This window comes from Novosphingobium lentum NBRC 107847, from assembly GCF_001590965.1.
Lineage (GTDB): Bacteria > Pseudomonadota > Alphaproteobacteria > Sphingomonadales > Sphingomonadaceae > Novosphingobium > Novosphingobium lentum.
In genome coordinates this window covers 180,624-194,914 of the sequence record NZ_BCTW01000007.1, presented here as the reverse complement: position 1 = coordinate 194,914, position 14,291 = coordinate 180,624, and the positions used below count along the sequence as shown (strand labels likewise).

Here is a 14,291-nt window from a genome sequence, read left to right as displayed (position 1 = left end):
GCTAAGTAGTCTGCTGAGTGGCACTTTAAAGCGTTGTGATGGGGAAGTTGGTAAACGGGCCGCAGACCACCATCGACACGGGCAGCCCGCACATGAAAATTGAAAAGATCGACACCGAGGATGCGACCCCGATCCTGGGGCCAATAGCGCACGGCGACGACGATACGCTGGCGGCGATCGAGCGCGCGTTCGCGGTGATCGAATTCGATCTTGCGGGCACCATCCTGCGCGCCAACGCCAATTTTCTGAATGCGCTGGGCTACGAAGCGCAGGAACTGGTCGGCAAGAGCCACCGCTTGTTCTGCACCAAGGCTTTTGCCGCGTCGGCCGGCTACCACCAGTTCTGGCAGCAGTTGGGCGAAGGCCGCAACCAGCAGGGTGAATTCTGCCGACTGCGCAAGGACGGCAGCGAAATCTGGCTTCAGGCCAGCTACAACCCGGTGCTCGACGAGGCGGGCAACCCCGTCAAGATCGTCAAGGTGGCGATGGATGTCACCCAGCGCCAGATCGAAGCGCTGGCCGCGATCGGCAAGATCGATGCGGTCGAGAAGTCGCAGGCTGTGGTCGAATTCGACCTGTCGGGCCGGATCGTGGCGGCCAACGCGCTGTTCCTTGAGATGAAGGGCATCGAGCCCGGCACCGAGCACACCATGACGCACAAGGACTTGTGCGATCGGGCTTATGCCGAGTGCGATGACTACACCGCATTCTGGAGCACGCTGACCAAGGGCAACTTCGTCTCGGGCGTGTTCAAGCGGCGCGCGACCGACGGGCGCGAAGTGTGGATCCGCGCGGTCTACAGCCCGATCCTCGATCTCAACGGCAAGCCGCGCCGGATCGTGCAGTTCGCACACGACATCACCGACCAGCGGCGCATCGATGCCGAACACGAAGGCAAGGTCCGCGCGATCGACCGGGCGCAGGCGATCATCGAGTTCGATCTTGCGGGCAACGTGCTGGCTGCGAACCCGAATTTCCTCAACCTGACGGGCTACACCTTCGATGAGGTGATCGGGCGCCACCACCGCATCTTCTGCGACCCGGCAACCACGCAAGGCGAAGCCTACCTGGCGTTCTGGGACAAGCTGGCGCGCGGCGAATTCGATGCCGGCGAATACAAGCGGCTGCGCAAGGATGGCCACGAAGTGTGGATCCAGGCGAGTTACAACCCGATCTTCGACGCCAACGGCAAGCCGGTGAAGGTGGTCAAATTCGCTACCGACGTGACTTGCGAAAAGGTCCGCAACAACGAATTCGTCGCCAAGGTCGATGCCATCGGCCGCAGCCTTGCCGTGATCGAGTTCGATCTTGACGGCAAGGTGGTCAGCGCCAACGACAATTTTCTGCGCACCCTGGGCTATTCGCTGCGCGAGATCATCGGGCAGCACCATTCGATGTTCTGTTCGCCCGACTATATCCGCAGCCAGGACTACCGCGACTTCTGGCTGAAACTGAACGCCGGTGAATTTCACGCCGGGCGCTTCCACCGGGTGGGCAAGTACGATCGCGATATCTGGATCCAGGCGACCTACAATCCCATCATGGACCTGCAGGGCCAGCCCAGCCGGATCGTCAAATATGCCTTCGACGTCACCGAACAGGTCAAGATGGAGCAGGCGATCACCCAGCGCGCGGCACAGATGGACGGACTTTCGGACCGGCTGTCGCATTCCATCCACGAGATCACCGCATCGACCGGGCTGGCGCGCAGCCTGTCGTTGCAGACCAAGGTCAATGCCGAACAGGGCCAGGAAACGCTCGGCGCCGCCATCGAAGCGATCGAACTGATCCAGAAATCGGCCGCCGCAATCGCCGAGATCGTGCGGATCATCAGCGAGATTTCGGGCCAGACCAACCTGCTGGCCTTCAATGCCGAAATCGAGGCCGCCCGCGCCGGTGAACACGGCGTGGGCTTCTCGGTGGTCGCGGGCGAAGTGCGCAAGCTGGCCGAGCGCAGTTCGACCGCGGCGCGCGACATTTCGCGGCTGATCGAGGAATCGAACACGCGGGTCGTCGAAGGCACGGGGCGTTCGCGCCATGCCCGCGATGCCTTCGCGCACATCGTCACCAGTGTCCACCAGACCAGCGATGCGATCGAGGCGATCAATGGTCTCGCCGCCGCGCAGGAAGTGGTCTCGGGCGAAGTGGTCGATCTGGTCTCGCAACTCGTGGCCGCGACCAAAGGCAATGCTTGAGGCAGCGGACGGCGATACCCCGTTCGGGACCGACGAAGCCCCGACGATGAACGCCGATGCCACCGACCCGGCGCGCGGCCTGTTCGGCCTGATCCGCCTCGCGGGGCTGTGTGTCGCCATCCCGGCCATCGCGATCCGCGAGGTGGTGCCCTGCCCCGCCACGCTCGATCGCTTCCCGGCCACGCGGCCCGACGTGGTCGGCGCGATCGACTTGCGCGGGCAACTGATCCCGGTGCTCGACCTGACCCGCGCGCTGGCCGCCAGCACGGCGGTTACCGTTGACGCGGCAGCACCGATTGCGGTGATCCTGCGGCACGAGGGCAAGGTGTTCGGCGTGCTGGCCGAAGGAATCGAAGGCGTCAGCCTGATCGATGACAGCGCGATCGGCGCGCTTTCGATCGGCGCGGCATTATCCTGCGAGAACACGACCGCGCGCCCGCTGGTGTCGTCCACCTTCCATCAGGGCGATCGGCGCGGGATGCTGCTCGGTCTCGACGCGGTCTGTGGCCTGCCCGGCTTGCCGCGTTCTGACGATCGGGCGGGGCAGCATAACCGCGCGCGAATGGTCGATGAACCCACGCTGGTGTTCACGCTGAACGACTTGCGCTGCGCCTTGCCGACCGGCTGCGTCGACGCCACGCTGCCGTGGCAGGACCTGGTCCCGGCGCCGGTCGAGGATTCGCTGTGGATCGCCATGCTGCCCTACAAGGGCGCCGATATCCCGGTGGTCGATACCGTGGCGCTGCTCGGCCACGGCGCGATGGAACCGGGCCGGCGTCGCGGCGCCGCGATTGTCCTGCGGACCACACCACCGCAAGCGTCTGAATCCACCGGTGCTGGCCCCGGATTCGGCTTGGTCGCGCTGCTGATCGATTCGGTCGACGATATCGTGCGTTTCGATGCCGACGCGGTCACGCTGCTGCCACAAGGCACGCCGGGCACCCGGTTTGCGCGCGGCCTGGTCCAGCGCGGCGAAGGTTCGTGTTTGCTGCTCGACGCCGAGCGGCTCAAGCAGGATGCACGGCTTTGCCAGCTCGGAACGATCGAGCAAAGACCCGGTACCGGCGCCAGCAAAGGTGCCTTGAGCGCGGCAAGCGTCAGCGCGCAATGCACCAAGGTTACGACAACCGCCGAGCCTGCCGAGGGCGCTGAGGGTGCGGACGCGCGCAAACCCTATCTTGTGTTCGGGCTGGGCGATTGCGATTTTTCGGTGCCGCTCGACATCGTCGACGAGATACTGCCCGCCTCGCTCGATGTCGTCCCGCTGCCCGATGGCGGCACGGGCATGATCGGCCTGTTTTCGCGCCGCGGGCTAGCGGTTCCGCTGATCGACCTGGGCAGCCATCTGCACATTCCCGGCGCGGCCGAAGGTCGTTTCGTCGTGGTCGCACGGTTCATGCGCGGTGCCGAGATCTTGCGCGCGGGATTTCGCGTCGATGCGCTGCGCTCGGTCGAACGCGCGGTAGTGCAGCGGCTCAAGCCGTTGTCGCGTGACAAGGCGGATCGCCGCACTCCGCACAACATGATGGAACGCACGATCCGGATCGACAATGGCAGCACTTGCTGCGTGCTCGATCTGGCGGAGATGGCACATGCTCTCGTCCTCAGCGGTCATGCCTGACGCGGCTGTCCGTCCGCCGCCAATGCCCGCCCGGATCAACATCGCCATCGCGTGCTCGCCATGTGGGCCTGCGCCGGGCTGGCCAGCAATCGCCGGACGACACCGACGCCCTCAGGGCGTACTGCACCGGCGCCCTCAGGGTTTGATCCCGTAGCGCTGGTAGAAGTGATCGATGTCGGGGAAAACGGTGCGGGCCGCGCTTTCCTCGATCGCGGCCCTGCCCTTGTCGCCCAGCGCGGTGTGCACGATCCCCGACATGAACAGCGAACTGGACTGTTCGGGCGACGAGGCGAGCGCGGCTTCGTAATCGGCGCGTGCGAGATCGAGTTGGCCGGCCCGGAAATGGACCATGGCCCGGCTGTCGAGATAGGCGGCGGGATTGGAGGCGAGCTCGATGGCGCGGTTGCAATCGGACAAGGCAGCATCGAGGTGGCTGTTGCGAAGTCCTTCGTACCAGCAGCGGGCGTTGCGCAGTTCGGCCGAACTGCCCCGCTTTTCAAGCGCGCCGTCCAGCAGCGCGATCGCATCGTCATGGCGGTTGCCGGTTTCCAGCACGTCGATCCGCATCAGGAACGCGGACAGGCCATCGTCGGTGGTGACGTCCGGATCGGACTTAAGCAGCGCGAGGCCGTCGTCGGTCTTGCCGGCATCGGCCAGTTCGATGGCCAGCCGATTGCGGGCCTCGTCATTGCCCTGCTCCAGATCGTACGCGGCTTGCGCATCCTTGAGCGCGCCGGGATGATCGCCGCGCTCGGCCCGCAGCCGGGACCGGGCGAGATAGCGCGCGGCCGATGCGTCGATCGCGATGGCCTTGCCATAGTCCGTTTCGGCCCTGGCCCGATCGAACAGCCGTTCCTCGAACCACGCGCGATCGGCCAGGCGGCCGGCATCGTCGGGCTTTTCGGCGACGCGCTGGTCGAACACCGCGCGCACCCGGGCCAGCGCAGCGGACGTGCGCATGCGCGACACGTCGTCCCAGTGTTGGGGATAGCTGCGGGCCAGATCGACGTGGGTCGTCTTGCCCATCGCATCGGCGATGGTCCTGCCGGTCGTGCTGATGCTGTCGGGCGGGATTTCAACGCCGCTCTCGCGCGTGGTGATCTCCTCGACCAGTTGCGCACCGCCGAATTGGACCGAGCGCTGCCAATCGACGGCGGGGAGCGTGAACCGCGCGGGCTCGTTGCCGGACACCGTCATGCCCTTGCCGCCATCGGGCAGCAGGGTGACGATATGACTGTGCGCCGTCCACGGCTGGTCGATCACGGCGGGAATCGACCGCCAGCTCGCCCGGTCGCGCGCCGCATCGAACACCACGCGCAAGGTCGGCGCCACCGCCAAGCCATAATGGCCGTCGCGATATTTCCAATCCGGGTAGGCTACGCCATCGACGGCCAGCGTCCACACCGCCAGAACGGGGTCGTAGGTCGCTTGCGGTTTGGCGATCGTGTCGCTGCCGGTCCAGGCTTTCGCGGCCTTCTCGGCAAAGGCGGTCAGCTTTTCGTCGTAATCCGCGCCCGGTTCCACCCGGTTGGAAACGCCATAAAGCCCGGCATAGCGCAGCGTCATGCGGAACGGCGCGGGCAAGTGCGGCCCGCTGGTCATGTCGTAGGCGACGTCGATGTCGAGGTCGGGCCGGGCATGCGCACGGCGCGGCAGATCCACCAGCCTGCCTTCCGGCGCGAACACCGGCAACACCGTACCAAATCGTGGCACGTCGTGGATGTCGGCCAGCCGCGAACCCAGCGAGGTGCCGTCGAGCCAGTAGCTTTCGCCACCCACGCGCGCGCGGACGATCACATGGTCGAATGCCATGGCGGCGGGGACGGACTGTGCGACCGCGTCACCGCGTTTCGAATTCGCGAGCACCGGCTCGGCCGCGATCCCCAGCCGGTCGAGAATGGCCAGCAGCAGGCGCGACTTGGCCTTGCAATCGCCATACCGCTTGGCCCAGGTATCCGCCGGCGCCTGCGGCACGTAGTTGCCGGTGCCGAGCGCGATCAGCTGATACCGCACATCGTCCTGCACGAGACGGAGCGCATCGGCCATCCGCTGCAACGGATCGGTCGACCGGGCGGCGATGGCGTCCACTTTGGCCGCGAGGTCCGATCCTGGCGCGATCGTTCCCTTGACCCCGTAAAGCGGCGCCATCGCCTTGGCGACAGCGCCCCAATCGGCAAAGCTTGAAAAGATGATCATCGGCACCGGACCAAACCGCGACGGGCTGTTCTTGGGCATTTCGGGCAGCTTGGGCGTGGGCAGGGACACCACCAGCTCGGTCCATTTCGCGTCGATGGGGTGCGGCACCGCGGTGATGCCCGGCAGCATCGCCTTCCACTGGATCGCGCGGTCGGTGGGCCAGACCAGCCGCGCGCGGCCATAACCGATCTGCACCGGCGCAGGCAGCAGCAGCAGCCCGTCCTGCACGTTGCCGCCCAGCGTCTCGTCGCGTTCCGACAGGCTGAACACCATGCGCAGCACATCGCCCACCTGCAGGCCCTCGATATGCTTGACCGCAGTCAGCTGGCCATCGACGACCAGTTGCTCGAGGCTGGCTTCCCGGCGCAGCACGGTAAAGCCTTCGCCGCCCTTGAGCACATCGATCGCCTGTCCGCCGCGCAGGATCTCGATGCGGTGGAACGTGAGGTCGGCGTGGCTGGGCTGCCAGTTCATCGACAACGTCCCCATCCGGGCCAGCTGCTCGGGGCTGGATACCCTGGTCTCGCTGTCGAAATAGGCGGTGACGGTGTCGCCATCGACCCGCACCTGCTCATCGAACCGGGGAACGGCAATGGCCGCACCCGTCACGGTTCCGGCAGCCTGCGGCGGCGGCGGCGTGATCCAGGTGGGCTCGGGACCGGTCAGCAGCTTGTCGCCTGCGCGAGCCGGGCCGGAAACCAGCACCGCCAGCGCAACCGAACCCAACAGCAGTTTCTTCAATGCACAGCCCCCCGCCGAGCAGACAAGCTCGATACTTGCACAGGCATAACCTGTGGGAACGCAAATACTATGCGGTTTTGGTCAATGGCTGGAATCGGTCGGGATTTCCCGGTCGGCTTGCTTGCCTCGCATTACGCCCTGCCCCCAATGCCTTCTTCGGACCGAAGCGCCCACATGACCCTGACAGTGGCCGCCAGAGGCTCGATCGGCGGCGCGACGGCAATCGCACCCCGACCGACGTTGCGCCAGCGCAGGCATTACAGATGTCCATCGCTGCGAAATGACGATGCCGCCCTTCAGAGATCATCCGGGGATTGACGGGCACATCGGTGTTGCCGCAGTCGCATGACAACATCATCGCCCACAGAAACGAAATGAGTCCCACCATGACCGCGTCAGTCACCATGCCGGATCCGCGAGACCAGTTTGCCCATTGCGTCCAGGTGCTTGGCGGTGTCACTGCGTCGTCGCGCCGCCTCGGCATCGACGAACGGGCGATCCGGCGGTTTATCAACGGCGAGCGGCCCGTCGGCCAAGGTCTTCTGGACGACACCGCAAAAGCGCTGCGCGTCCTTATCGCTGAGGCAACAGCGGCGGAAGGACAGATCGCTGCGGCTTCTGGCTCTTAGCCGAACGACCCGCAAATAACGAGGCCGGCGAGATCGGCGATGCCGCCGTTCACGCCTGCCCTTCATGCGGCGCGACCCAATCGTTCAGGTCCGGCGCTTGTCCCATCAGCGCAAGGCCGTGGGCAATCGAGGTCAGCTCGTTGCCGCTGGCGATCCGGCTTTGTCCAAAACGCCGTTCGAACAGCTGGCGTACGGCAGGGATCATCGAAGAACCGCCGGTCAGGAACACATGATCGATCTGGCTGGCCTGCAATCCGGCGCTGGCAAGCGCCCCGTCGAGGGTTTCGCCGATCCGCTCCAGGTCCGGCGCGATCCAGCGTTCGAAATCGCTCCGGCTCACCTCGGCATCTATCACCAGACCCGGGCCGTCAAACCGGAATCGGCCATGGGTTTCGCTTGAAAGGGTGCGCTTCAACTGCCCCACAGTTTCATACAGCGCATAGCCGAGTTCGTTTTCAACCACCGAGATCATGCGCGCGATCGCGGCGGGATCGGACGCACTGCGCTGCAGCCGCGCCAGTTCCTCAAGCGTCCGCCGGTTGCGCATCAGGGCCAGCCGCGACCAATCGCTGAAATCGCTGAAATGCCCGGCCGGAATATCCAGCACTTTGCCAAAGGAATTGTAAGTGCCGCCCTTGCCCAGCAGCGGCAGCACCAGCTGATCCATGATCCGCGCATCGAACCTGTCACCTGCGATGCCGATGCCCGCCGAGCCCAGTGGAACACACCGCTGCGCCTCGCCCGGCGGGCCGACGCGTACGATCGAAAAATCGCTGGTGCCGCCGCCGAAATCCGCCACAAGCAGCGTGGCCGGATCCGACAGGCCGGCGGCGAAACCATAAGCCGCGCCCAATGGCTCGTAAACGTAGTGGATCTCTCGCCCGAGCAACGCAAACATCGCGTCATAGCGCGCGCGGGCCAAGGCCGGATCTGGCCGCGCGCCAACATAGCGCACGGGCCGCCCCACCACGATGCGCTCGGGCAAATCGCGCAACGGCTCGCCGCCGTGCGCCAGCATATGCTTCAGGAAGACTTGTCCCAGTTCCTCGAAGCGCAACCGCTTCTCGAACAAGTTGGCATGCTGGAACGTGGCGCGCGCCGCCACGGACTTGAAGGATTGCAGGAAACGCGACCCTTGCGGAAAATCCAGAAACTCGGCGATGGCCCAGGGCCCGGCTTCATGGGCCAAGCCACCACGAACAGACTCGTCCTGCCAGAAGCACAAGGCCGACCGGAAGACCGAGCTGGCGCCATCGGGCGCGTCGAATTCGACAAGTTCCGCATCCCCGGCGCCTGATGTCCGGGCGATGACCGAATTGGTGGTGCCAAAGTCGATGCCGACAGCACGGACGGGCGGCGTGCTGGCGGGCATGGGGTGGTGTCCTTATGGGAATCAGAAGCGGTCGGCGCCTATGCCAGCGTGAGCATGATCCCGCAATTGATACGACCGGTCCTGCCGGCGAAGCACGCCAGCTTACGCTCCAAAGGCCAGCGTTCCGACGTCCACAATCGCGCCACCGCCGTCGGCCACCACCACCGACCCGGTCATGAACGCACTGTCGGCCGAACCCAGGAAGGCGACGATCGACGCGATCTCGTCGGGCTGCGCGATGCGGCGCAAGGGATAGACCTTGACCATCTCGGCAATCATCTCGTCGAGACTGATGCCCTTTGCTGCAGCGAATTCGCCGATGGCGCGTTCGGCCATTTCAGTCCGCACCCAGCCGGGGCAGAGGGCGTTGCAGCGAATGTTTTCCGGCCCGTAGTCATAGGCGAGCGAGCGGTTCAGGCCGAGCAAGGCGGCCTTGCTGGTCAGGTATGCGACATAGTGTGGTGCGCCCGACAGCGCGGCCACCGAGGCGACAAGCACGATCGATCCGCCGCCGCGCTTGCGCATTGCGGGCACACACGCCCGCGCGGCAAGCATCGATCCATCGAGGTTGACTGAAAGCGTGCGCTGCCATTGGTCGATCGGGACATTTTCGACCGACCCGAACACTTCGATCCCGGCGTTGGCGACCAGAATGTCGAGTCCGCCGAACGTTGCGACTGCCGCCTTGACCGCCCGCACGAGATCGGGCTCTGACGATGTATCTCCGATCACCGCGAGCCCGCCGCACTCTGCCGCCACCGCCTCGAGTGGCTCGGCACGCCGCCCGACGAGCACAACCTTCCCGCCCTCGGCCGCGATCCTGCGTGCCGCCGCCGCGCCGATGCCTGTCCCGCCGCCGGTGATCAACGCAACCTTGTTCGTGAACCGCCGGGACGTCGTCATCCGATGACCTTTTTAGCTTGCGTGAACAGGATCGCCGACCGCGCAAGGTCGATGAACTTGGCCTCGTCCTGCGCGAGTTCGGCCTGTGCCGCGGCAGCGGCGGGATCGAGATTGCCGCGTTCGAGCGCCTCGAAGCTTTCGAAGCCGATCTCGGCCACGCCATCGAACGGCGCCTGCAGTCCGCGCATCGCCTGCATCGCAACGGCGGCTTCGGGGGCAATCGCATGGTGCTGCACATAGCGGATCACGCCGATCGCTGGCGCAACCCGCTTGACCAGATCGGCGTGCGGACCGTTCCAGTAAGCGCTGAATTCTTCCAGGCTGAGTCCCGGCTTGCGGTGCAGGCAATAGTGGATCGTGATCATCGCGGACGCTCCCCGTTTCAGCTTGCGGTGATGCCGCCATCGACGAGGTGCGCCGATCCGGTGACCGATCGCGCATCGCTGCTCAGCAGGAACGCGGTCATCGCCGCCACGTCTTCGGGGCTGGCGCAGTGGCCGGTGGCATGGCGGGCATCGAGTTCGGTCCAGATCGCCGGGTCCTTCAATTCGGCCAGCGTCAGCGGCGTCTGCACATACGTCGGGCAGACCGCGTTGCAGCGGATGTTCTGCGCACCGTATTCCAGCGCGACGGTCTTGGTCAGGCCGATGACCGCGTGCTTGGCCGCGACATAGGCGGCAGTGCCGGCCTGTCCGATCAATCCGCAGATCGACGACATGTTGACGATCGCTCCGCCCCCGCCCGCCGCCAGCAACGGCAGCTCCGCGCGCAGCGAATGGAACACGCCGGTCAGGTTGATCGCCAGGGTCCGATCCCACCAGTCGAGCGGGTAGTCCGCCGTCGGGATGAACGGGCCGCCGATCCCGGCGTTGTTCACCGCACCATCGAGCCGGCCATGATCCGCAATGACCCGGCCGAACGCCTCGACCATTCCGGCCGCATCGGTCACATCCGCCCGATAGGCCCTGGCCGACCCCGCCTCGCTTGCGACCCGCTCGGCTGCGGCAAGGTCGATGTCCATCACCGCCACCAGCGCGCCTTCGCCGGCGAGGCGCTTGACGATGGCCTCACCCAGCCCGGAACCGCCGCCCGTGACCGAAATGACCTTGCCCGAAAATCGCATGGGGATGCTCCGCTAGTTGGACAGGGTCATGCCGCCATCGACGACAAGCTGGCTGCCGGTGATGAACCGCGCCTCGTCCGACAGCAGGAACAGCACGGCGTGCGCGATGTCATCGGGTTCCTGGAACTTGCCCAGCGGGATCTGGTCGAGAAACACCTGCTCGGCCGCAGGCAGCCCCATGCTGGTTTCGCGACCGACCCGATCGATGATGGTGTTCATCATCTCCGTCCTGACCTGACCCGGATGGACCGAGTTGCAGCGGATGCCATACCCGCGCGAGGCGCAGTGCATCGCCACCGACCGCGTGAGGTGCGCAATCGTTGCCTTGCTCGCACCATAGGCGATGACGAATGCCGCCGGGATCAGCGCGGCGATCGACGACAGATTGACGATCGCGCCCGGCCCGCTGCGCGCCATCAATGGCAGGGCATGCTTGCAGCCCAGCACCGTGCCATCGACGTTGACCGCAAAGATGCGGTGCAGGTCGTCCAGCTCGATGCCTTCGATATCTTCTGCGCCGGTGCTGGCGGCGATGCCGGCATTGTTGACCAGCCCGTCGAGCCCGCCCAGTTCCTGTTCGGCCCACGACATGGCCTGTTGCCACTCCCGCTCCGACGTCACGTCGAGATGGAGATAGCTGCCGCCGGTTTGCGCCGCCAGCGAACGGCCAACGACATCGCGCACGTCGGCAACGATCACATGCGCGCCTTCCTGCGCCAGACGGCGGACAAATGCCGCGCCAAGGCCCGCCGCACCGCCGGTGACGAGAATGCGCTTGCCGTCGACCCGGCCTGCCATCAGATCAGCACCGAGGTCTGGCCCAGCACGCCTTCGCTGACCAGCTCACCGCGCATCCGCTCGACCCCGACGACGGTGGTGGCAGGCTGGAAACCGACCGCGCGCTGGCGTCCCAGCAACAGCGTATCGATCGTCACGGCCCCGATCGCGCCGGTCATCACATAACCCGTCACGCCCCAGGTGGCGGTAGAGCGCGCCACCAGCGTGCCCCGGCCGTGGCAGGTGAACACCACGCGGTGCTGCGAATAGTCCTCGCGCGGCATATCGCCTTGCGGCGCGATCTCCATCGCCCAGGCATTGGTCGCCGCTTCCTGTTCGGCGGCCGACAGATGCGCGTACTTTTCGGCGAATTCCTGCATCTTGGGCACGAGCATGCCCATCAGCCCCTGATTGAGGAAGGTGACCATGGTCGAACAGTTCTGCACACGGGCGTCGTGTTCGTAGAACAGCGATTCACCGCCGCCGCTCCACGGCAGCGCGGTCAGCACCTGATGCATCCCGGGCACCGCGACCGGGAAGTGAGCGCCGGCGGGCCAGGGCTCCAGATTGCCGTGGACCAGGCGCAACTGCGGTTGGCAGCACATGCGCATGAAGCTGAGCGTCGATGCGGCAGACGGTACGCCGTGCAGCGTGTAAAGGATGTCGATGCTGTCGATGCCCGGCTTTTCGAGCACGGTTTCCGCAGCCAGCAATCCCGATACCCACATCGACGATGTCGCCGGGGCCAGCACCAGTCCCTTGTCTTCAAACGCCAGGCCATACGTATCGCGCAGCAGGATCTTCCAGTCCTGCTCGCCGGTCGCGTCGAGATAATGGCAGCCGGTCGCCAGCGCCGCCTTGACCACCGGCTCGCCATATTGCGCGTAAGGTCCGACAAGGTTGTGCACGACCTTGCGGCCACGGAACAGCTCGGTCAGCGCGGCTTCGTCGTGCGCCACCTCGACCACTTCATAGCGGGCGTTGCGCAGTTCGGGCTGCTCGGCAATGCGCCGTTCCAGCTTCGCCTTGTCACGGCCCGCAGCGATGAACGGGATGCCGCGCTCGGCCAGCTTCCACATCACATGCTCGCCGGTGTAGCCGCTGGCCCCGTACAGGACGACTTGCGGATCGGTCATGGTCTGGCTCCTTCGATGGTGTGGACGGGCGCGGCCCGGTCCTGGAACATTGCGATGAGAAACCGCTCCTGCGGCTTTTCCGACGCGGTCTTGGGGATGGCCGGCACGACCTGGACGTATGTCGGCACCGCGTTGGGTTCGAGCCGGCTGGCGGCCCAGCCAAGCAGCTCGGCCGGGTCGATCGGCGAGGCCAGCACGGCGGCGGCCACGATATCCTTTTCGCCCGGCGCACCATTGGCGGCAGGGACGCCGTAGACGAAAATGTCGTCCACTGCGGGATGCTCGGCCAGCACGCGCTCGACATGCGCAGGGTTCACGAACTCGCCATTGCGCCGCAATCCGCCGCCCTTGCGATACTGGTAGAAGATCCAGCCATCGGCATCGCGGTGCACGATATCGCCCGAGCGCAGCCAGCCATCGACGACCTTGGCCGCCGAAGCTGAGGGATTGTTGTGATACGAAACCGGCGGAAACGGTGCGTCGCTCAGGCGGAACAGCAGTTCGCCGGGTTCGCCGGGCGCTACCTCGACGTCATCAGCGTCAACGACCTTGACCTCCAGCCCCGGCGCCGGGCGACCACAGCTTCCGACCGGCCCTTCGCCGACGCGCTTGATCGTCATGCCGCCTTCCATCGCGCCGTAGAACTCGAACACAGCAACGCCAAAGCGCCGCTCGAACGCTTCCCAGATCGCGGCGGGCATTCCGGCCGAAATGACAAGGCGCACCGGGTTCTCGGCATCGTCCGGCTTGGGCGGTTCGGCGTAAATCGCGGTGACCATGCCGCCCAGCAGCGAGAACGTGGTGCAGCCGTGCGCGCGGATCACCTCCCACAGTCGCGATTTGGTGAAGCGGCGGCTGAACACCACGCGCAGCCCCATCTTGAGCGACGGCGCGAGCGTCACGAACTGCGCATTGCCATGCGTCAGCGACAGCCCGGTGTAGGGCCGGTCGTCCGGACGATAGCCGAACACCGCCTCGCCATGGTTCGATACTGCGCCAAACCGCGCGTGCGGCACGACGATGCCCTTGGGATCGCCGGTCGTGCCCGATGTGTACATCAACTGCATCGGCTCGGCTTCGCTAGCGACCGTCACCGGCAGCAGCGGATCGGGCAACGGGGCCGCAAGCCAGTCTCCCAGCGCGTAAGCCGGGCGCGGCAGGGCGCGATCCCCCAGCTCGCCGATCAGCGCGATCCATTCGACCTCGGGGCATTCGGGCAAGGCTTCGGCCAGCCCTTCTCTGGAATAGCCCGCGCAGATCACGCCGCGACATCCGCTGTCGCGCAGCATGTAGGCCAGCTTTGCGCCACGCGTGCGCGGGTCGATCGGCACGAACACGGTGCCCAGGATGGCCGAGGCGACCATCAGTTCGACGAACTCGGGATGGTTCTGGATCAGCAGGGCAAAGCGATCGCCCTGGGCCATGCCAAGGCCGCGAAGGCCGTTGGCCAGCCGCTGGCCGTTTTCCCACAGCTGCCGGTAGGTCAGCGTCTCGACCTCGCCTTCGTGCTCGAACGTCAGCACGTCGTGGTCGGGCTGGCTCGCGGCGCGGTCCGCCACGAGATTGGCAACGATCAGGAGGTTGGCCTGTGACATGAC

At 65.8% G+C, this 14,291-nt stretch carries 11 protein-coding genes; 3 read left to right on the top strand and 8 right to left on the bottom strand.

Annotated features, from left to right (window positions below; all coding sequences use genetic code 11):
* Window positions 1–38: 38 nt before the first annotated feature.
* Both NL2_RS08195 and NL2_RS08190 read left to right on the top strand, forming a co-directional pair.
* Window positions 39–2,195, top strand: coding sequence for a methyl-accepting chemotaxis protein (locus tag NL2_RS08195; RefSeq protein WP_218006099.1), 2,157 nt, complete (start codon window positions 39–41; stop codon window positions 2,193–2,195).
* Window positions 2,188–3,816, top strand: coding sequence for a chemotaxis protein CheW (locus NL2_RS08190; RefSeq protein ID WP_068073607.1), 1,629 nt, complete (start codon window positions 2,188–2,190; stop codon window positions 3,814–3,816). Before NL2_RS08195 ends, NL2_RS08190 begins: the two co-directional genes overlap by 8 nt.
* A 135-nt stretch (window positions 3,817–3,951) precedes the next feature.
* Here NL2_RS08190 and NL2_RS08185 read toward each other — a convergent pair whose 3' ends face one another.
* The gene (locus tag NL2_RS08185; protein ID WP_068073605.1) at window positions 3,952–6,753 is read right to left on the bottom strand and encodes a DUF3857 domain-containing protein; all 2,802 of its coding nucleotides are present in this window, start codon (window positions 6,751–6,753) and stop codon (window positions 3,952–3,954) included.
* 386 nt (window positions 6,754–7,139) lie between these two features.
* Here NL2_RS08185 and NL2_RS08180 point away from each other — a divergent pair, with 386 nt between their 5' ends.
* Complete coding sequence (locus NL2_RS08180) at window positions 7,140–7,382, top strand: helix-turn-helix domain-containing protein (RefSeq protein ID WP_068073636.1); 243 nt, start codon at window positions 7,140–7,142, stop codon at window positions 7,380–7,382.
* A gap of 49 nt (window positions 7,383–7,431) precedes the next feature.
* Here NL2_RS08180 and NL2_RS08175 read toward each other — a convergent pair whose 3' ends face one another.
* From NL2_RS08175 to NL2_RS08145, 7 genes are all read right to left on the bottom strand, one after another.
* Window positions 7,432–8,754 carry an Hsp70 family protein gene (locus NL2_RS08175; protein ID WP_068073602.1) on the bottom strand — a complete coding sequence of 441 codons (1,323 nt, stop codon included), beginning with the start codon at window positions 8,752–8,754 and terminating at the stop codon, window positions 7,432–7,434.
* Window positions 8,755–8,856: 102 nt separating this feature from the next.
* Window positions 8,857–9,657 carry an SDR family NAD(P)-dependent oxidoreductase gene (locus tag NL2_RS08170; protein WP_068073600.1) on the bottom strand — a complete coding sequence of 267 codons (801 nt, stop codon included), beginning with the start codon at window positions 9,655–9,657 and terminating at the stop codon, window positions 8,857–8,859.
* Complete coding sequence (locus NL2_RS08165; protein WP_068073598.1) at window positions 9,654–10,022, bottom strand: EthD domain-containing protein; 369 nt, start codon at window positions 10,020–10,022, stop codon at window positions 9,654–9,656. Before NL2_RS08165 ends, NL2_RS08170 begins: the two co-directional genes overlap by 4 nt.
* Before the next feature lie 17 nt (window positions 10,023–10,039).
* Entirely contained in the window at window positions 10,040–10,780 is a 741-nt protein-coding gene (locus tag NL2_RS08160) for an SDR family NAD(P)-dependent oxidoreductase (RefSeq protein WP_068073596.1), read from the bottom strand.
* Between the two features lie 12 nt (window positions 10,781–10,792).
* Window positions 10,793–11,578 carry a glucose 1-dehydrogenase gene (locus tag NL2_RS08155; protein WP_068073594.1) on the bottom strand — a complete coding sequence of 262 codons (786 nt, stop codon included), beginning with the start codon at window positions 11,576–11,578 and terminating at the stop codon, window positions 10,793–10,795.
* Window positions 11,578–12,693, bottom strand: a complete 1,116-nt coding sequence (locus tag NL2_RS08150; RefSeq protein WP_068073593.1) for a saccharopine dehydrogenase family protein — start codon at window positions 12,691–12,693, stop codon at window positions 11,578–11,580. Before NL2_RS08150 ends, NL2_RS08155 begins: the two co-directional genes overlap by 1 nt.
* Window positions 12,690–14,288, bottom strand: a complete 1,599-nt coding sequence (locus tag NL2_RS08145) for an AMP-binding protein (protein ID WP_068073592.1) — start codon at window positions 14,286–14,288, stop codon at window positions 12,690–12,692. Before NL2_RS08145 ends, NL2_RS08150 begins: the two co-directional genes overlap by 4 nt.
* Window positions 14,289–14,291 lie beyond the last annotated feature (3 nt).